The organism is Agrobacterium sp. 10MFCol1.1, from assembly GCF_000381165.1.
GTDB lineage: Bacteria > Pseudomonadota > Alphaproteobacteria > Rhizobiales > Rhizobiaceae > Agrobacterium > Agrobacterium tumefaciens.
This window is the reverse complement of the sequence record NZ_KB906074.1, coordinates 529047-548005: the sequence shown is the minus strand read 5'-3', so window position 1 is coordinate 548005 and position 18959 is coordinate 529047. Positions and strand designations below refer to the sequence as shown.

21 protein-coding genes and 1 other RNA gene are annotated in these 18959 nt (G+C 58.5%); 9 read left to right on the top strand and 13 right to left on the bottom strand.

Annotation, left to right across the window (positions count from 1 at the left end):
• Positions 1–29 precede the first annotated feature (29 nt).
• Positions 30–623, bottom strand: a complete 594-nt coding sequence (locus F617_RS0110970; protein WP_013636470.1) for a LysE family translocator — start codon at positions 621–623, stop codon at positions 30–32.
• Positions 624–785: 162 nt separating this feature from the next.
• Between F617_RS0110970 and F617_RS0110965 the strand changes: the two genes are divergently transcribed.
• Positions 786–1631 carry an aldo/keto reductase gene (locus F617_RS0110965; RefSeq protein ID WP_013636471.1) on the top strand — a complete coding sequence of 282 codons (846 nt, stop codon included), beginning with the start codon at positions 786–788 and terminating at the stop codon, positions 1629–1631.
• Between the two features lie 154 nt (positions 1632–1785).
• Here F617_RS0110965 and F617_RS0110960 read toward each other — a convergent pair whose 3' ends face one another.
• The 4 genes from F617_RS0110960 to F617_RS0110945 form a co-directional block, all read right to left on the bottom strand.
• Positions 1786–2316, bottom strand: coding sequence for an SRPBCC family protein (locus tag F617_RS0110960; RefSeq protein ID WP_003513094.1), 531 nt, complete (start codon positions 2314–2316; stop codon positions 1786–1788).
• A complete protein-coding gene (locus F617_RS0110955) occupies positions 2309–2677 on the bottom strand; it encodes a helix-turn-helix transcriptional regulator (protein WP_003513097.1) in 369 nt (122 codons plus the stop codon). The genes F617_RS0110960 and F617_RS0110955 overlap by 8 nt, the downstream gene beginning before the upstream one ends.
• Positions 2678–2810: 133 nt before the next feature.
• Complete coding sequence (gene ilvN, locus F617_RS0110950) at positions 2811–3383, bottom strand: acetolactate synthase small subunit (protein WP_003513099.1); 573 nt, start codon at positions 3381–3383, stop codon at positions 2811–2813.
• 19 nt (positions 3384–3402) lie between these two features.
• Positions 3403–5196 (bottom strand): acetolactate synthase 3 large subunit, encoded by a 1794-nt coding sequence (locus F617_RS0110945; RefSeq protein WP_019565320.1) that lies wholly within the window; start codon positions 5194–5196, stop codon positions 3403–3405.
• Between the two features lie 381 nt (positions 5197–5577).
• Here F617_RS0110945 and F617_RS0110940 point away from each other — a divergent pair, with 381 nt between their 5' ends.
• Positions 5578–7584 (top strand): ATP-binding protein, encoded by a 2007-nt coding sequence (locus tag F617_RS0110940; protein WP_081626695.1) that lies wholly within the window; start codon positions 5578–5580, stop codon positions 7582–7584.
• Between the two features lie 9 nt (positions 7585–7593).
• On the opposite strand, the gene miaA is transcribed toward F617_RS0110940, so the two are convergent.
• Positions 7594–8490 carry a tRNA (adenosine(37)-N6)-dimethylallyltransferase MiaA gene (miaA, locus tag F617_RS0110935; RefSeq protein WP_019565318.1) on the bottom strand — a complete coding sequence of 299 codons (897 nt, stop codon included), beginning with the start codon at positions 8488–8490 and terminating at the stop codon, positions 7594–7596.
• Between miaA and serB the strand changes: the two genes are divergently transcribed.
• Complete coding sequence (gene serB / locus F617_RS0110930) at positions 8489–9379, top strand: phosphoserine phosphatase SerB (protein WP_019565317.1); 891 nt, start codon at positions 8489–8491, stop codon at positions 9377–9379. The genes miaA and serB overlap by 2 nt on opposite strands.
• The gene (locus tag F617_RS0110925) at positions 9376–9948 is read left to right on the top strand and encodes a GNAT family N-acetyltransferase (protein ID WP_003513109.1); all 573 of its coding nucleotides are present in this window, start codon (positions 9376–9378) and stop codon (positions 9946–9948) included. The genes serB and F617_RS0110925 overlap by 4 nt, the downstream gene beginning before the upstream one ends.
• A 24-nt stretch (positions 9949–9972) precedes the next feature.
• On the opposite strand, the gene F617_RS0110920 is transcribed toward F617_RS0110925, so the two are convergent.
• From F617_RS0110920 to F617_RS0110885, 7 genes are all read right to left on the bottom strand, one after another.
• The gene (locus F617_RS0110920; RefSeq protein ID WP_019565316.1) at positions 9973–10722 is read right to left on the bottom strand and encodes an SDR family oxidoreductase; all 750 of its coding nucleotides are present in this window, start codon (positions 10720–10722) and stop codon (positions 9973–9975) included.
• An 89-nt stretch (positions 10723–10811) separates the two neighbouring features.
• On the bottom strand, positions 10812–12356 hold the full coding sequence (locus F617_RS0110915) for a Do family serine endopeptidase (protein WP_019565315.1): 1545 nt from the start codon (positions 12354–12356) through the stop codon (positions 10812–10814).
• 261 nt (positions 12357–12617) lie between these two features.
• The gene (gene hflC / locus F617_RS0110905) at positions 12618–13541 is read right to left on the bottom strand and encodes a protease modulator HflC (protein WP_003513118.1); all 924 of its coding nucleotides are present in this window, start codon (positions 13539–13541) and stop codon (positions 12618–12620) included.
• 1 nt (position 13542) lies between these two features.
• The gene (hflK, locus tag F617_RS0110900; RefSeq protein WP_003513120.1) at positions 13543–14664 is read right to left on the bottom strand and encodes an FtsH protease activity modulator HflK; all 1122 of its coding nucleotides are present in this window, start codon (positions 14662–14664) and stop codon (positions 13543–13545) included.
• A 143-nt stretch (positions 14665–14807) separates the two neighbouring features.
• Positions 14808–15335 carry a dihydrofolate reductase gene (locus F617_RS0110895; RefSeq protein WP_019565314.1) on the bottom strand — a complete coding sequence of 176 codons (528 nt, stop codon included), beginning with the start codon at positions 15333–15335 and terminating at the stop codon, positions 14808–14810.
• Positions 15332–16126, bottom strand: coding sequence for a thymidylate synthase (locus F617_RS0110890; protein WP_019565313.1), 795 nt, complete (start codon positions 16124–16126; stop codon positions 15332–15334). Before F617_RS0110890 ends, F617_RS0110895 begins: the two co-directional genes overlap by 4 nt.
• A 93-nt stretch (positions 16127–16219) precedes the next feature.
• Entirely contained in the window at positions 16220–16528 is a 309-nt protein-coding gene (locus F617_RS0110885; protein WP_003513125.1) for a DUF2853 family protein, read from the bottom strand.
• A gap of 141 nt (positions 16529–16669) precedes the next feature.
• On the opposite strand from F617_RS0110885, the gene ssrA reads away from it, so the two are divergent.
• The 5 genes from ssrA (at position 16670) to F617_RS0110865 (ending at position 18924) form a co-directional block, all read left to right on the top strand.
• Positions 16670–17042: a transfer-messenger RNA gene (ssrA, locus tag F617_RS27800) on the top strand.
• A 229-nt stretch (positions 17043–17271) separates the two neighbouring features.
• Positions 17272–17784, top strand: coding sequence for an SspB family protein (locus F617_RS0110880; protein WP_003513127.1), 513 nt, complete (start codon positions 17272–17274; stop codon positions 17782–17784).
• A 44-nt stretch (positions 17785–17828) separates the two neighbouring features.
• Entirely contained in the window at positions 17829–18032 is a 204-nt protein-coding gene (locus F617_RS0110875; RefSeq protein WP_019565312.1) for a DUF4169 family protein, read from the top strand.
• Between the two features lie 116 nt (positions 18033–18148).
• Positions 18149–18358, top strand: coding sequence for a ribbon-helix-helix domain-containing protein (locus F617_RS0110870; RefSeq protein ID WP_013636481.1), 210 nt, complete (start codon positions 18149–18151; stop codon positions 18356–18358).
• 236 nt (positions 18359–18594) lie between these two features.
• A complete protein-coding gene (locus tag F617_RS0110865) occupies positions 18595–18924 on the top strand; it encodes a hypothetical protein (protein ID WP_019565311.1) in 330 nt (109 codons plus the stop codon).
• Positions 18925–18959: the final 35 nt, after the last annotated feature.

Genomic DNA, 18959 nt, shown 5'->3' with positions numbered 1-18959 from the left:
CGACAGGCACAGGGATGAAGGGAGACCCCCTATTTCAACATCGGCCAGAGGCTGACGACGAGAAGGACGGCCATGGTGATGTTGAACCATTTGAGCCGCACGGGAACGGAAAGCCAGTCGCGCAGGGCCGAGCCGAAGCCCGCCCAGGTCGAAACGCTGGGAAGATTGACGGCGGCGAAAACCACGCCGACGATCAAAACGGTGACGAGATATTGCCGCTCATCCGTATAGGTCGCCATCGCGGTCACGGCCATTACCCAAGCCTTGGGATTGACCCACTGAAAGGCTGCGGCGGCAAGAAAGCTCATCGGCACCGATGCGGCAGCACCCTCGTTCAGGCTGCGGGACGTGCCGATCTTCCACGCGATCCAGACGAGATAAAGTCCGCCCGCGAATTTCAGCACGGTATAGAGCAAGGGCACAGAGTGCAGCAGCGCGCCAAGCCCAAATCCGACGCCGATCAGCAATGACAGGAACCCCGCCCCGATGCCCAGCATATGCGGGATCGTGCGGCGGAAACCGAAATTCACGCCGGAGGCAAAAAGCATCATATTGTTCGGGCCGGGCGTGATGGAGGTTGTGAAGGCAAACAGCACCAGCGCAACGAGGGTTTCGACAGTCATGATCTCTCCTGTGAAAAGACCCTATCCGCCGAACCACCATCAAACCAGTCCGATCAACCGATAGGCGTAGTCAAATTTTTTGATGGATCGATCCTTTCCATGCCGGGTTTGAGAAGTCGGAACAAAGGGCTATTCTCCGTCAACAACCGCTGGAGCGAACCGATGTATGACGACATTCCTTCCGTCACCCTGCCATCCGGAAAAGAGATACCAGCCCTTGGCCTCGGCACCTGGAACATGGGCGAGATGAGATCATCGGCTCCGCAGGAAGTCGAGAGCATTCGCAAGGCGATCGATCTCGGCATGACGCTGATCGACACGGCCGAAATGTATGCAGACGGCCGATCCGAAGAGGTGGTGGGCACGGCGATTGCCGGCCGGCGCGACGAGGTGTTTCTGGTCAGCAAGGTCTATCCCTGGAACGCCAGCGCCCGAGGCACGATTGAGGCCTGCGAGCGCAGCCTCGCAAGGCTCGGCACCGACCGCCTCGATCTCTATCTGCTGCATTGGCGTGGTGATCACCCGCTGGAAGAAACGGTGGCCGCTTTCGAAAAGCTTAAAAAAGCAGGCAAGATCGGCGACTGGGGCGTCTCGAATTTCGACACCGACGACATGGAGGAGCTTTTTGCTGTTCCCGACGGTAAGAATTGCGCCGCCAATCAGGTGCTCTACAATCTCTCCCGGCGCGGACCGGAATTTTCCCTTCTGCCCTGGTGTCAGTGGCACAGCGTGCCGCTGATGGCCTATTCGCCAATCGAACAGGGGCGCATCCTCAACAACCACGAACTCATCCGCATCGCCAAGGCCTATCAGGCTACGCCTGCGCAACTGGCACTGGCCTTTCTTCTGGAAAGAGAAGGCGTCATCGCCATTCCAAAATCCGCCAGCGCCGCACGCGTGGAGGAGAACCGAGGTGCCACCGATCTCGAAATCACCGATGAGGACTGGGCCGCACTGGATGCCGCTTTCCCTCCACCGACACGCAAGACGGCGCTGGAAATGCTTTGATTTAACAAAGCATTAAGATGTTTTTCGGAATCAGGCACTCAAGCAATTGAATCGAAATGTGAGCCCTGCGGGCTGATGCTTTGGGCTGCACCATTTCAATTCAATAACGGCGCAGCGAACCGCGCCGTCAGTCTCCCAGACATGCTGCACCCAGTTACGGTATGCGGCGCTCATATTCCTCTTTCAGCCCCAGCCAGCTATCCCAGAAAGGCCCCGGTTCCTTTTCCTGAAGACGGGCGGCGAGAATGTCGAGATGCGCATGCCAGCCGGCGCTGACATTAAGCTTGGTCGTGCGATCCGCAAGCCGGCGGTGAACCAGTGTCAGAAGCACATCCTTGCCCAGAGCCTGAAGCTCGATCGACACCTCTGCGCTCTCACCCCAGGTGAAGACGAGGCGGTGCGGCGCAACGACAGTGATGATGCGTGAGGTCATCCTGTTCTCTTCGGAAAAACCTTCCGGGCGGCTGCCCGGCGGGTCGGAAAGCTCGTCGTTGCGCCAGACGAGTTCAAATGGTGCGTCGGGCGCAAGCCGCATCTCGCCGGACGCCAGCCACCGGCGGCGAAGTTCGCTCTGTGTCAGATAGGCCCAGACCCGCTCGATTGGTCCCGGCAGGAGCCGTTCTATCTTCAGTGTTGTCGGCTCGACGAGCCGGCCATAGGCGTCAGGCATTGCAATATCAGCCATTGTCATTTCCTCCATCTGCAGGGGATTTTCCCTGATCATCCTCCCTGAGCATCTGCTCAAGAATATCGAGGCGGCTGTTCCAGAACTGCCGGTAGAAATCCAGCCATTCATGCGCCTCTGCCAACCGTTCCGGCGCAAGGCGGCAGACATGGGTACGCCCCCTCACCTCACGACGAATAAGCCCGGCGTTTTCCAGCGCCTTGATGTGCTTGGATGCCGCAGCCAGCGATATGTCGAACGGCTCGGCCAGCTGGCTCACCGTTCGCTCGCCACGGGATAGATCGCGCAGCATCGTGCGCCGCGTCGCATCGCCAAGGGCATGAAAGACAGTGTCGAGATGTGGAACAGATAATTCAACCATGTTGTTGAATATAGGCCGCCAGACTAAAAAGTCAACCATATGGTTGAATATCAATTCACCGGAGCGCAGCCCATAAAAAAACCCGCGGCGAACCGCGGGCTTGGTATTACAAGGATATTCGAAAGGCGGAGGATCACATCCCCTGCGAACCGCGGTTCATCGCTGCGATACCTGTGCGGCAGATCTCGATCAGGCCGAGCGGTTTGATGATGGCCACGAACTGGTCGATCTTGGACGACTTGCCGGTGATTTCGAAGATGAAATGCTCGACTGTCGCGTCCACCACCTTGGCCTGAAACGCATCCGCAAGACGCAGCGTCTCGGCGCGGGCTTCACCCGAACCGGCGACCTTGATCAGCGCTACTTCACGCTCGATCGGCCGTTCCTGACCGAGTTCGCGGGCGCGAACGGTAAGATCGAGCACCCGGTGCACAGGAACGATGCGTTCCAGCTGCGCCTTGATCTGCTCCAGCACGATCGGCGTGCCGCGCGTCACGATCGTGATGCGCGACAGATGCGCCTCATGCTCGGTTTCCGAAACCGTCAGGCTTTCGATGTTGTAACCCCGGCCGGAAAATAGACCGATGACCCGGGCGAGAACGCCCGGCTCGTTGCTGACGAGAACCGACAGCGTGTGATTTTCGACGGCAGCCGTTTCCTTCTGGATGAAATAGGCGGAGCCGGTGGGTTGTAGGTGTGCGTTCATATCCTTTTCCTCTCCCGGCTCAGACTAGCTGACGGCCCTTGGCATCGATGGCGTTGGCAACAGCTTCATCCGTCGCCTCGTCCGGCAACAGCATCTCGTTATGGGCTTTACCAGATGGGATCATCGGGAAGCAATTGGCGAGATTGGCAACGCGGCAATCGAAGATGACCGGCCTGTTGACCGCAATCATCTCGGCGATCTTGTCGTCCAGTTCCTTCGGATCGTCGCAATACATGCCAACCGCGCCATAGGCTTCCGCCAGTTTGACGAAGTCAGGCATGGCTTCGGTATAGGAGTTGGACAGGCGGTTGCCGTGCAGCAACTGCTGCCACTGCCGCACCATGCCCATATACTGGTTGTTGAGGATGAAAATCTTCACCGGCAGACCGTACTGGATGGCGCAGGACATTTCCTGAATGCACATCTGGATCGAGGCATCACCGGCAATGTCGATAACCAGCGCTTCCGGATGCGCGACCTGAACGCCGATAGCTGCCGGCAGGCCGTATCCCATGGTACCGAGACCGCCCGAGGTCATCCAGTGGTTCGGCTCCTCGAAGCCGAAGAACTGCGCCGCCCACATCTGGTGCTGGCCAACTTCGGTGGTGATGAAGGTCTCCCGCCCCTTCGATGCCTCGTAAAGACGCTGCAATGCATATTGCGGCATGATGACATCGTTGGAATTCTTGTAGGCAAAGGAGTTGCGGGCGCGCCAGCGCTCGATCTGCAGCCACCACTCCGCGGTCTGCGCTTTTTCCGGCTTCTTCGGCAAAGCGCGCCAAAGGCGAACCATATCTTCCAGAACATGGCTGACGTCGCCAATGATCGGAACGTCGACGCGTACGGTCTTGTTGATCGAGGACGGATCGATATCGACGTGAATCTTCTTGGAGTTCGGCGAAAACGCATTCAGGCGCCCGGTAATACGGTCGTCGAAACGCGCGCCGATGCAGACCAGCACGTCGCAATCATGCATTGTCATATTGGCTTCGTATGAACCGTGCATGCCCAGCATGCCGAGCCAGTTTTTGCCGGAAGCCGGATAGGCGCCGAGACCCATCAGCGTCGAGGTGATCGGGAAACCGGTCAGCTCTACCAGTTCGCGCAGCAGCCGTGTCGCTTCCGGGCCGGAGTTGATGACGCCACCACCGGTGTAGAAAACCGGCTTCTTTGCCTTAGACATCAATTCGATGGCCGCGTGAATGGCGTTGAGATCGCCCTGAACCTTCGGCTTGTAGCTCTTCTGCTGAATGGCGGCGGAAGGCGGCGTATAGGTGCCGGTGGCGAACTGGATGTCCTTCGGAATATCGACAACGACGGGGCCGGGACGACCGGTCTGTGCGATGCGGAAGGCCTCATGGATGATGCCCGCCAGTTCGTTGACGTCCTTTACCAGCCAGTTGTGCTTGGTGCAGGGGCGCGTAATGCCGACGGTATCGCATTCCTGAAATGCGTCGGAGCCGATCAGCGATGTCGGAACCTGGCCGGAAAGGCAGACGAGCGGAATGGAATCCATCAGCGCATCCTGCAGCGGGGTGACCGCATTGGTGGCGCCGGGGCCGGAGGTAACGAGCATGACACCGACCTTACCGGTGGAGCGGGCATAACCTTCGGCAGCATGGCCGGCACCCTGCTCGTGACGCACGAGAATATGCTGAATGTCTTCCTGCTGGAAAATCTCGTCGTAGATCGGAAGCACGGCACCACCGGGATAACCGAAGATGTGCTCGACGCCGTTGTCCTTCAGCGCCTTCAGAACAATCTCCGCACCTGTCATGCTATTGCTGTTTTCCGTATTATCCTTATCCGTCATTGCCTGTTTCCATCCCGCTTTGGCTTTGGATATCGAGGAGCCCGAGGGCCTGTTTGAAGACATAAAAAAAGGCCCCTAGAGGAGCCTCGTTCAGCGCATGGGTGCTTTCGCCGGATGGTTACACCATCCTGCCCATGCGCCGTCCCACCACGATAAGTACGTTAAGATTTTTCATGGGCCGGAGTGTTAGCCAGAAAAGCGCCAGTCGTCAACGCATATTGCGGAAAAAATCGGCGTCCGCTTCTTTTATTACCCGTAAGGCGCCATGGACGAAATTTTCGAACGCAACAGATACACAGGTTGTTAAATATAATCTTTTACAATCAAAGATGCAGATAATGCCCGAACCACCGCGATCATCCGCATGTACCGGGATAAGACGTGAATAGTGACGAGTTTCATAGAGCGTCCCGCATGGACGAAACCGAACGGCGATCCGGCCAGCAGCCGGCTAACCGCATGCTCGGCCGCGTCATCGCCTGTGATGGCGCCCATGCGACAATCGCCGCAGAAACGGAAATCGGCTCAACCGATGTCGCGCAGCTCTGGTCCGTCGGACGCCTGATCTCGATCGAAATGGGAACGAGCCGTGTCGCCGCACTGGTATATGCCATGCGCACGGGCGAAGAACACTGGTCGTCGGACAAGCCGAACCGGCTGCTGATCGACGTGGAACTCGTTGGAGAAGTCTACCGCACCGAAGATGGCAGCGAACGTTTTTCCACCGGCATTTCCCGTTACCCCTACCTGGGCGCGGTCGCGCATCGCATCCGCACGGGAGACCTTTCCAAGATCTATGACAGCGGCAAGCGAGACACATGCGTCATTGGTAAGCTGACGCAGGACGACACGATTGGCGCGGCCATCAACATCCAGCAGATGCTGGCGAAACATTTCGCCGTCGTCGGCTCGACGGGCGTGGGCAAAACCACCGCCGTCTCCCTTCTTCTGAACAAGGCGATCGAGACGGACCCGAAGCTGCGTGTCCTCATTCTCGATCCGCACAATGAATTTGCGGCCGCCTTTCCTGATCATTCTGTCGTCATCGACACCGACACGCTCGACCTTCCCTTCTGGCTGATGCGCCTTGAAGAATTCGCGGAAGTGATTTTCCGCGGACGCAAGCCCGTACCGGAAGAGATGGACGTCCTTCGCGACATCATTCCGGAAGCGAAAAAGGCATTTCGCGGCACAGATGGCTCCGCCGTTCGCCGCACGTCCGACAAGAGCGCGATCACGCCCGACACGCCGGTGCCTTACCGCATGGCCGATATTCTCGCCCTCATCGACGAGCGCATCGGGCGGCTGGAAGGGCGCGGCGAAAAGCCGACACTGCGATCCCTCAAGGGCCGCATCCTCTCGGCCATCAACGATACGCGCTATAACTTCATGTTCTCCAGCAATACGATCAGCGACACCATTCTGGAAACGGTGGCGCATATCTTCCGTATTCCAGGAGAAGGCAAGCCGATTTCGGTTTTCCAGCTGTCCGGTATCCCCTCGGAAGTGGTGAACTCGGTCGTTTCCGTCCTTTGCCGTATGTCCTTCGAACTCGCGGTGCTGGCGCGCGGCTCGCTTCATATGCTTGTCGTCTGCGAAGAAGCGCACCGTTATGTTCCGGCAGACCCTGAGCGCGGATTTTTCCCGACCCGGCAGGCGATCGCGCAGATCGCCAAGGAAGGCCGCAAATACGGTATTTCGCTTGGCGTCATCAGCCAGCGTCCGAGTGAGCTGGACCAGACCATCCTGTCACAATGCTCGACCGTTTTTGCCATGCGGCTGACGAACGAGATCGACCAGAAGATCATTCTGTCCGCCGTACCGAACGCCTCAACCTCGACCACCAGTTTCCTCTCGTCCATCGGCAATGGCGAGGCAATCGCCTTTGGCGAGGCGGTGGGCGTACCGATGCGCATGCGCTTCGACCGCGTCTCCACGGCAAAATTGCCGAAGGCGAACGGCGCAGTCAGCCATACGCCCCACGAAACGCCCGATACGGTGGATCTGAACACCATCGTCAGCCGCATGCGCGCGGTAGCCAAGCCGGTCATCACCGGCTTCCAGCAAAGCGTCGAAGCGGCCTTCTCCGATATGCAGGAACCGATGTCCGCTCCCAGAGAGGCGGACGACGTCGATCGCTGGAAACGCGAACTGGGGACGGCGGCGACAGAGGGATACGAACCTTACCGCCCCGACATGCTGCCCGGACGCACAACCCTCGCGCCACAGTCGCCCGCAACGGCAACGGATACCAGCGCTGTCAACGAATTGCGCAAAGTCGGCTTCCAGATGCAGGCACAGAGTGGCCCGCCTCCATCAGAGACACGTCCTTCGCTGCGGGAGAGCCTGATGAAAAAGCCGCTAGGCAGCCTTTACCGCAAGGACTGAGCGCGGCCCCTACGGCTGGATACGTGCCCAGTCCGGCCCCATCTGGTTGCGGAACCAGGTCATCTGCCGCTTGGCATATTGGCGGGTCGCGGCCGCCGATTTTTCGATGACCTCTGCCTCACTCATACCGCCAGCCAGCATATCGGCGATCTGGGAAACGCCGATCGCCTTCATCGCTGTGGCGTCAGGCGCAAGGTTCAGGGCGAGAAGAGCTTTCACCTCTTCCACAGCACCACTCTCCATCATGGTTTCGAACCGCCGATTGATGCGGTCGTGCAGCACGGGCCGTTCCGGCAGGACCACGAATTTCTCCGCTCGGTCCAGATCAACTATCATCGGACCACTGGCTTTTTGGAACTCCATGATCGACTTTCCGGTCGCCTCCATGACTTCCAGCGCCCGAACGATCCGCTGGCCGTCCCCCGGCTGAAGCCCCTGTGCCATCAAGGGATCGCACCGCGACAGTTCCGCGTGCAGGACCGTTGACCCCTCTTCGATCAGCCGGGCGCGCAGCCTCTCGCGTATGTCGTCAGGAATGGCGGGCATATCGGACAAGCCGCCCGTCAGTGCCTTGAAATAAAGCCCCGTACCGCCAACGATGACCGGAAAACGCTGCTGCCTGCGCAATTCCACAAGCAGGGCGGAAATGTCCCGCAGCCATTCACCCGTTGAATAGGAACTGCTTGCCGGCACATGGCCGTATAGCAGATGTGGCACGCCTGCCATTTCTTCCTCGGATGGCCGGGCGGTCAGCACCCGCAGCGTGTCATAAACCTGCATGCTGTCGGCATTGATCACGACACCGTTCCGCTCCCGCGCCATACGAAGCGCAAGCGCGGACTTGCCGCTTGCCGTCGGGCCGGTTATCAGGATCGCATCAAAATTCTCATCAAGGTTTTTCATCATGGCTTTCGTTGCCACGCTTATCGCCAATCCGTCAAATCCTGTTATGACACCGGCCCTCGGCGAAGCGGCCGCCAATGCCGTAAACGCATCCGGTCTATACTGGCTGGCCGATGGCATCGCCTGCGATATTGCCCTGCCCTCTGGCACCGATGCCGAACAGGCACGTGACGCGATTGCCGGCGTGCTTTCGGGCCAGCCGATCGATATCGTCGTTCAGGAACAGGACAAGCGCCGCAAGAAGCTTCTGATCGCCGATATGGATTCGACCATGATCGGTCAGGAATGCATCGACGAGCTGGCCGCCGAAGTGGGATTGAAGGACAAGGTTTCCACGATTACCGCCCGCGCCATGAATGGCGAAATCGCTTTTGAGCCGGCGCTCCGCGAGCGCGTGGCGCTGCTGAAGGGCCTGCCGGTCTCCGTCATCGATGACGTCATCGAAAAGCGCATCACGCTGACATCAGGCGGCAAGGAGCTGATCGCCACCATGAAGGCGAAAGGCTACTATACCGCCCTCGTTTCCGGCGGTTTCACGGTCTTCACCGGCCGGGTGGCTGCGATGCTGGGGTTTGATGAGAACCGCGCGAATCTTCTCGGCGAGGCCGATGGCCAATTGGATGGCACCGTTGCCGAACCGATCCTTGGCAAACAGGCCAAGGTGGATGCGTTGAACGATATCGCCGCAAAGCTCGGCATCTCGCCGGACGAGGCAATGGCGGTCGGCGATGGCGCCAACGATCTCGGCATGCTGCATCTGGCCGGCGCGGGCGTTGCCCTGCACGCCAAGCCCGCCGTCGCCGCCGAGGCGCAGATGCGCATCGACCATGGCGACCTGACCGCACTCCTTTACATTCAGGGTTACCGCAAGACGGATTTTGTCGTCCCATGATCATCCGTGAAACATCAAGGCTCATTCTGCGCGAGTGGAAGGAGAGCGACCGCAATCTGTTCCGCGAAATCAACGCCGACGAAAAGGTCATGGAATTTTTTCCCTTCCGCCGCAGCCATGCGGAAGCGGATGCGGTTCTCGAAACCATCAATGGCATGATCCGCGGCAGCGGTTACGGCTTCTACGCCATGGAACTGCGCGAAACTGGTGAGGTTATGGGATTTTGCGGCATATCGCCGGTCATGAACCTCGATCCGCCCTTCCCGCTCGGAACCATGGAAATCGGCTGGCGGCTCGCCACCCGTTTCTGGGGTCACGGATATGTCACCGAGGCCGCGCAATCGCTGCTCGTCATGGCTTTTGACGAAAAGGAAACGCCGGAAATCGTCTCCTTTGCCGTCCATGACAACCAGCGTTCGACGCGGGTGATGGAACGTATCGGCCTCAAGCGTGACCCGTCACGAGACTTCGACCACCCGCGTGTCCCGGAAGACACCCATCCGCATCTGCGCCCGCATGTGACCTATGCGCTGACGCTCGCGGAGTGGCGGGAACGACGAGCGCAGTAGCGCCCTCGTCCGCCAGTTCGGCAATTACTTCACCGCCGCATTTCCGCCGTCGGCAAACAGGGCCGATCCGGCAACAAAGCTCGACATGGGGCTGGAGAGAAAAAGGGCGGCCTGCGCCAGTTCCTCCGGTTCCGCAATGCGCTTCATCGCATGCAGCCCCGCAGCCCACTCCTTCTGGGCCGCATCTCCCGCCATCGGCGTATCGACTCCGCCGGGAAGCAGTGCATTGGCGCGAATTCCCTTGAAGGCGTAGTCGGCAGTAATGCCCTTCACCAGCCCCATCAGCGCCGCCTTGGCGGTGCCATAGGCTGCCATGCCGGGTATGCCGGCGCTGGTGCCGACGAAGCTGGAGATGAAGACGACCGAACCTCCTCCCCGCTTCAACATTGCAGGGATCTGGCTGCGCACGCCGAGAAATGCGGAAGTGAGGTTGGCGGTGATCACGTGATCCCATTCCTCTACCGAAATCTCCGCAAGCGGTTTTGTTGCCCCAACGGCACCGGCATTGTTGACGGCGATATCGAGACCGCCAAAGACGGTCATGGCCGCATCCGTCAGACGGGCATGGGTTTCCGCAACTGTGACGTCACCCACGACAGGGTGAACGCGACCGCCGGCCTGGCGAATGGCGGAAGCCACGTCCTCGAGTGCTTTGGCACCACGCGCGTTGATAATGACGGCCGCGCCCTGTTCGGCAAACAGGCTTGCCGTCGCCCGGCCGATGCCGGATGACGCGCCAGTGATGATCGCAACCTTGTTTTCTAATAATTTCATATCCTTGGCCTCCTTTGCCGGAGACCGAGGAATAGAGAGCAAGCCGAACCACAGCCACCCGATTCCTGCCGAACCGGGCGAAAGAAGCTTTACTCCAGCGGCAGCGCCACGACGCGCAGATTGCCCTGTGCATCGGCAACCATCATATGCGCATTCTTGCGACCCTCGGATTTCAGGCCGTTGACACGCACAAGCACGTCGCCCGGAACCTCCATGAAGTCCTGTCCAACCTCGACGATGACATCACCCGCCTTCATGCCCTTCTGTTCGGCCGGCGAACCCTGATCGACGCTGGCGACAAGCACGCCTTCGACGCTTTCGGCTATGCCCTTCTCGGTCCGCAACTCGTTGCTCAGCACTACGAGGTTCATGCCGAGCACGCGCTGCGGCGCTTCGCGCACCTCCGGCGTCTGGTCCTGCGCCTGATCGTCGGAACCGCCCTTGTCATCAGGCACGACCATGCCGCCGTCACCGTCCTCGGCCTGCGGATCGTCGGTTGCGGCCTTTTCATCGGGCGCATCCTGTAACTGGCCAAGCTGTACCTTGACGGTCTCTTCCTTTCCGTCACGGAAGACCACGACATCGACTTCCTTGCCGACCGGGCTCTCCGCCACGATCCTCAAGAGGTCACGCATCTCGTGAATATCCTTGCCGTCGAATTTCAGCACGATATCGCCGGCCTGGATCGGGCCGTTTTCTACCGGGCCACCCTTGGCCACGCCGGAAATCAAGGCACCCTTTGCCGCTTCCATGCCAAGGCTTGCGGCCACGTCGTCGGTAACCGGCTGGACGCGCACGCCGAGCCAGCCACGGCGGGTTTCGCCGAATTGGATGAGCTGCTCGACGATATTCTGGGCGAGTTCCGTCGGAACCGCGAAACCGATGCCGATCGAACCGCCGCTCGGCGAAATGATCGCCGTATTGATGCCGATCACCTCACCCTTCATGTTGAAGAGCGGACCGCCGGAATTACCCTTGTTGATTGCAGCATCCGTCTGGATGAAGTTGTCATAGGGGCCGGCATTGATATTGCGCCCGCGCGCGGAAACGACGCCGACGGTCAGCGATCCACCGAGGCCGAAGGGATTGCCAACGGCCATGACCCAGTCACCGATGCGCATGCTGCGCGAATCGCCGAACTTGACTGCCTTCAGCGGAGCCTTCGGCTCTACCTTCAAAACGGAAAGATCGGTCTTGGTATCAGTGCCGACCAGCGTTGCCTTCAGCTTCGAACCATTCGGGAAAATCACCTCGATGGCGTCTGCGCCCTCAATGACGTGATTGTTGGTGACGATGTAGCCAGCCGGATCGATAACGAATCCGGATCCCAGCGAACTGACCTTGTCGCCGCCTTCCGGTTTCTGGTTGTCGAAATAATCCTTGAAGAACTCCTGGAAAGGCGAACCTTCCGGCAGTTTCGGTGGCACAGGCCCTTTGCCCTCGGTCTTGACGTTCTGCGACGTCGAAATATTCACCACCGCATCAAGAAGCGGTGCGGCAAGATCGGCGACCGATGCCGGCCCATGGCTCTGCGCCCATGCCGCAACCGGTGCCGAAAGGCTACCCGCCACAAGTGCGAAGCCCGCGACTGCGGCAATGCTGCTGCGAAAAGGCGAAAGAAGGGTCACGGCCATAAGCGTCCTCGCGTTTCAAATCGTCATTCCCTGCATATATCGTCAAAGCATAAGGCGGAATGATGAAGTGTAAAAATACCTTTTCGTGAACAGCACCGGCTGCCTTGCTCACTGCCTACAGCATCGGCGCGAAAACGGATATCCCTTTCCGGGCGCGAGACAACAGGATTTTGCCCCTTTCCGCTTTGCTGCCACCCAGCCATTCACTCAAAAAGAAAGGGCCGGTTAAAACCGGCCCCTCCAAAATCATTCGATCCGTTATCAATTTGCCGGCGGTGCGGCAGGTGCGGCCGGAGCCGTGGATGGAGCACCGTTGATGTCGTTGAAATAACGGAAGAAGGTCGAGTCGGGAGACAGGACCAGCGTAGTGCCGGTTCCAGACAGCGCGCTGGAATAGGCCGCCATGGAACGATAGAACTCGAAGAAGCTCGGGTCGCGCTGGAAAGCTTCGCCGAAGACCCGGTTACGCTCCGCATCGCCTTCACCGCGCAGGACTTCGGACTGACGCTGGGCGTCGGATTCGAATTCCACGACCTGACGGTCGGCAATAGCGCGACGACGCTGTGCCGCCTCGTTACCGCGGGCGCGGATCAGCTCGGCTTCGGCCAGACGTTCCGACTTCATACGCTCGAAGGTCTGCTGCGAGACTTCCTGCGTGAGATCGGTGCGGCGGATACGGACATCCACGATGCTGACGCCAAGCGATTCCGCATCGGGACGCAGATCGTCACGTACTTCCTGCATCATCGATGCGCGCGCATCCGAAAGCGCCGATTCGAAGCCGCGAAGACCGTAGACCCGGCGCAACGACGCGTCGAGACGAGTGCGTAGACGCGATTCCGCCGACATCTGGTCACCGGAGACCGTCTGCCGGAAGCGGCGGGCATCCGTGATGCGATAGACCACAAAGGCATCAACCTCGTAGAACTTGCCACCGGAAACCTGAACACGGATGTTGTCGTGATCGAAGCGCAGCGCCCGGTTCTCGATATATTGCACCCGATCGGCATCCATGAAGGCGAAGGGCAGCTTGAAATAGAGGCCCGGCGCCGTTTTCACGTCCTGGATCTGACCGAAGCGCACAACGATGGCCTGCTGGCGCTCGGTGACGACGAAGATCGACGAATAGGCCAGGAAAAGCACGGCGGCGAGACCGACGAGAACGGCCGTAAGACGGTTGCTCATATCAGTTGCCTCCCTGCTGTGCCGCGCCCGGATTGCCGCGCATGATCTCGTTCAGAGGCAGATAAGGCACCACACCCTGTTTTTCGTCGATGATGACCTTGTTGGACCCCTTCAGGACCTGTTCCATCGTTTCCAGGAACATGCGCTGGCGGGTCACGTCAGGTGCCGTGCGATATTGATCGTAGATGGAAATGAAGCGCTGTGCCTCACCCTCTGCCTCGTTGACGACACGAGATTTGTAGGCGTTTGCCTCTTCGATGATCTGTGCTGCCTGACCACGTGCGGCACCCAGCTTCTGGTTGGCGTACTGGTTGGCTTCCTGCACGAAGCGGTCCTCGTCCTGCTCGGCACGCTGCACTTCGTCGAAGGCGTCGGCCACTTCGCGCGGCGGCGCCGCGTCTTCGATGGCGACAGCATTGATGGAGATGCCGGCCCCGTATCCGTCCATGGTGGACTGGATGATGGTGCGCACATCCGCCGCGATCGCCTGACGGTTATCACGGAAAATGTCCTGTGCGGGACGACGGCCGACGATTTCGCGCATCGCGCTTTCGGAAACCTGCTGCAAGGTCTCAGCCGGGCTGTCGACGTTGAAGAGGTAGGATTTCGGATCGGAAACCGTATAGAGCACCGAGAACTGCACGTTGACGATATTCTGGTCACCGGTCAGCATCACGCCGTTCGCGGAGGAAGACGAAGCGCGCGAACCGATATTCTGCTGCTGTTCGGTCACCTTGACGATTTCAACCGTCTCGATCGGCCACAGATGGAAATGCAGGCCGGGCATCGAAATCTCATCCTTCGGACGCCCGAAACGCAGCTCCACGCCGCGCTCGTCCGGCTGGACGGTGTAGATGGACTGAATGCCGAGGAAAACCAGAACGACGAGAGCGACGATCGCAATCGCGCCGCCATTGAACCCGCCCGGCAGGACATTCTTGAAGCGGTCCTGGCTGCGCCGGATGATCTCTTCCAGATCGGGCGGGCCGCCATTGCCGCCGCCACCGCCGCGAGGCCGGTTAGGTCCCTGCCCCCATGGGCCGCCTCCGCCGCCCTGGTTGTTTCCGCCACCACCGCCGCCGCCCCAAGGGCCGCCGCCGCCATTCTGATTGCTCCAGGGCATCAATACCTCTTTATAAAAGCCTCTCCCGATCCCGTTCGAAAGCGATTGCTCGCGTGCGGCGGGAATATGGACCCGTTATAAGAAGGAGAAGCGTGCGTTTCAACGCAGAGGTGGTAACTAAATACCCAATCAGGGTAAATAGTTCACTTTGACGCGGCTCTGCGCAAATAAGTGGTGAACAGAACCGGATAATTGTCCTTTTCCCCGGCGGGAACGGCATTTTCCTCGATTTTTTCAAAGACGGCGGGATCGATTTCCGGAAAAAAAGTGTCGCCATCAAGCTTTACGGCCACATGGGTGACGGAAAGTTGATCGGCAAACGGCATGGCCTGACGGTAGATTTCCCCGCCACCGGCCACGAAAACCTCGTCCACACCCAGTTCTGCAGCCTTGCTTTTGCCAAGCGCGAGGGCATCTTCAAGCGACGACACGACATCCACGCCATCGGGCCTGTAATCGGCATTTCGGCTGACGATGATGTGCGGCCGGCCCGGCAAGGGACGCTCGCCCACCGAGAGAAATGTCTTCCTGCCCATGATGAGCGGTTTGCCCATCGTCATCGCCTTGAAGCGCTTGAGGTCAGTGGAAAGCTTCCAAGGCATATCGAGGTCGCGGCCGATAACGCCGTTTTCCGACACCGCGACGATGATGGTGATGCGCGGCTCGCTCATACCGCGATCGGTGCCTTGATGGTTGAATCCGCTTCGTAGTTCTCAAGCGTAAAGTCTTCGAACTTAAAGGAGAAGAGATCTCGCACATCCGGGTTGAGGCGCATCGTCGGCAGGGACTTGGGGGTCCGCGTCATCTGCAATTTCGCCTGCTCGAAATGGTTGGCGTAGATATGCGCGTCACCAAGCGTATGGACGAAATCGCCGGGCTTCAGCCCCGTGACCTGCGCCACCATCAGCGTCAGAAGTGCGTAGGAAGCAATATTGAAAGGCACGCCGAGAAAAATATCGGCCGAGCGCTGGTAAAGCTGGCAGGACAGCTTTCCATCCGAAACATAGAACTGGAACAGGCAATGGCAGGGCGGCAGCGCCATCTCGTCCACCAGCGCCGGGTTCCAGGCCGAAACAATGTGGCGGCGGGAATTGGGATTGGTTTTCAGGGCCTCGATCAAAAGCGCGATCTGGTCGATGTGGCGGCCGTCGGGCGCCGGCCAGGAACGCCACTGTGCTCCGTAAACCGGACCCAGATCACCATTTTCATCGGCCCATTCGTCCCATATGGAAACGCCGTTTTCCTTGAGATAGGCGATATTGGTATCGCCCTTCAGGAACCACAGGAGTTCATGGATGATCGAGCGCAGATGCAGCTTCTTGGTGGTGAGAACCGGAAAACCTTCCGCAAGATCGAAGCGCATCTGGTAACCGAAGACCGAACGCGTACCCGTGCCGGTGCGATCTCCGCGGTCGGAGCCGGTGTCCATCACATGCCGGAGAAGATCGAGATATTGTTTCATGTGTTCTGCCGCCGATTCCCTGATATCAAGGGAATATAATAACACAGGGCGACAGAACCAATCACCAGCGGGTCGCTTATCCCCGCGAAAAAATCAGAGCGACTGGAGTTTGCCCAGTTCCTTGGCCACCAGATAATAAAAGGTCACACGCGACTTGGAGCGGTCTGCGGCCATGGCCTTGGCGGTTGCATCGATCGCCTTGTCGGCGCTGTCATCGGTCACGCCAAGCTTCTTGCCGCACCAGTTCGCCTTCACACGCGCAAGCTCTTCCGGATCGGAAGCGGACACCAGCGATGAATCCCGGTTGCGCAGGGCAATGCCGAGATGTTTGACGATCTTGCCGACAATCGCTTCGTCGGCCGCTGCGTCGTATTTCTTCACATCTGCGAGATAGTCAGTCATGTCCACTCCTTCGTGTGTCCCCGGCCCGGTGTTGCTTGTGGTGACCGGTTGTAGGGAGAATGTGTCAGCAATCCCTCGTCGTCAAGAATTGTCTAAATTGTGGGCGGCAAACACGAAATCTTTTCATGGAATTGTCATCGGCCCCTTTTCTCCGCCAAGGGAAACGCCTATATGAACCTTGCCGGGGCAACCCGGCTATGGCGATAAACGGTCGGTGTAATAAACCTATTGGACCCGGGGGCGGTACCCGGCGCCTCCACCAAAAACCGGCGGCTTTTGAAGATGAAGGCCGGCTTTTGATGGGGGCGAAATAGGATCGACAAGGGCGTAAAGATCGAACTTTTGCTCGGCATGATACCGCCGTTATCGGGTCACAAGTGTAGTTGCAAATGACAACAACGCTAAGGAATACGCTCTCGCTGCCTAATGGCGGTGCGGGAATTCCGCTCTAAAGTCCTCACGGTTAGCCCCGTGAGGCGGGGTTCGGAGGTACCTGGCAACAGAAACCTCCACCTTCTCCATTTTGCCTGAATTGGTTATATGATAGCTGACTTGCACACAGCATCGGCTTTTCCGTTGCTGCCGTTCAGGACATTGCGTATACTTGGGTAATGCGTAGCCGCCAGGATCGAAATTGATCCCGGCTTGCGGATTACGCAAAGATTCAAAGTGTTACAGCGTCCTTGGCGCACTTGGTGCGCAGCGCTTTAAAAGACGTTCGAATAAGGGAAAGACAGGACCGCATGGGGCAGGATCATATCCGTTACGACATTCTCGCACAGGATGCCCTTCGCGGCGTTATTCGCAAAGTTTTGGGTGAAGTGGCCGCAACCGGCCGCCTGCCCGGCGACCACCATTTCTTCATAACATTTCTGACCGGCGCGCCCGGTGTGCGGATTTCGCAGCACCTCAAGTCCAAATATGCCGAGCAGATGACCATCGTCATCCAGCATCAGTTCTGGGACCTGAAAGTGACGGAGATCGGCTTTGAAATCGGCCTGTCCTTCTCGGATACGCCGGAAAAGCTGGTTGTTCCCTATAACGCCATCAGAGGTTTCTACGATCCTTCCGTCAATTTCGAGCTTGAGTTCGATGTACCCCTGGCAGACGAGGAAGAACTGGAAGAGGCCGAAATCACCGCCTATCCCGTTTCCCATGAGGCAAAGCCGGCTACAACGTCCGAGACGCCCAAGTCCGGCGAGGAAAAGAAGGAAGGCTCTGTCGTTTCTCTGGATGCCTTCCGCAAGAAGCAATAACGGCGTTTTGCCCGATCGCGCGAAGCTCAAGGAGACATATCCGCATGGCCGCCGATATCGTCAATCTGCGTCAGTTCCGGAAGCAGAAAGCCCGTAGCGAAAAAGAAAAACAGGCGGATCAGAACCGCCTGTATTTCGGTCGCAACAAAGCGGAAAAAAACCTCACATCGGCCCTTAACGAAAAAGCCGCAAAGGCGCTCGATCAGGGGCGGCTTGAAAAGGACGATGACAGGACCGACAGGGATTGAAGAGCCGGCCTGCCCGGGCAAGCTTTCGGAAGACCGGAAAAAACACCGCTAAACAGAGGCTTGCAGGCACGACATGATTCAGATTCCCAACCGGACCAGCCGGAGAGATTGATCTGATGATCCGCAAGCACTCCACGACATTGCACGGCCACCGCACCAGCATTTCACTCGAGGATGCCTTCTGGGACGAGCTTAAAATCATCGCCGAAAAGCGCAAGATCAGTTTCGCCGCCCTGCTTGCGGAAATAGACGACAACCGGCCAGCCGACAGCAATCTGTCCTCATCCCTTCGGGTCCATGTACTGAATTGGCTGAAGAGCAAGTGAGCTTGCTGCAAGGTGGCATCGAAAGATGACACTGCAGCGGCGCGCATATGCGCCGGCTCATATCCAGCCATTCTCCGACTACAAACATTCTTGCCGAAAACTCATAATGTCGTGAAAGCATTCATTAAACATTAGCGCGCTAATTTGTACTGCAAGGCGCTTCAGTACTGCGTAGCCTTGCTTCCAGATTTGTATTTCAAGCTTTTCCTTTTCATCCGCACGCCACGAGGCGACCCATGGTTTCAGCCGTTTCGGGAACGAGCATCGCTGTTTCCGTCCTCTCCTCTTCATCCACCTCGTCTTCAAGCGTTGCCGAACTGAAATCGCAGATTGCCGAAAAGCAGTCAGAACTCGCCCAGACCTCCGAAGCGAAAGCACAGGAAGAACTGAAGAGTACTATTGCATCGCTGCAAGCGCAGCTCGAGGCACTCGAAAACAGCTCCGACAAATCGGCTTCCTCAAGCAACAGCGCGGACAAGCCCAGCCTGTCGGGGGAAAGCAGCAGGATCGGCACCAAGAATTTTGATGCCGACACGCCCTTCGGCGAGCGTGAAGCCTGGATTTAACAGGCTAACGGATAATTTTCGCAAAGTGGTCGAGG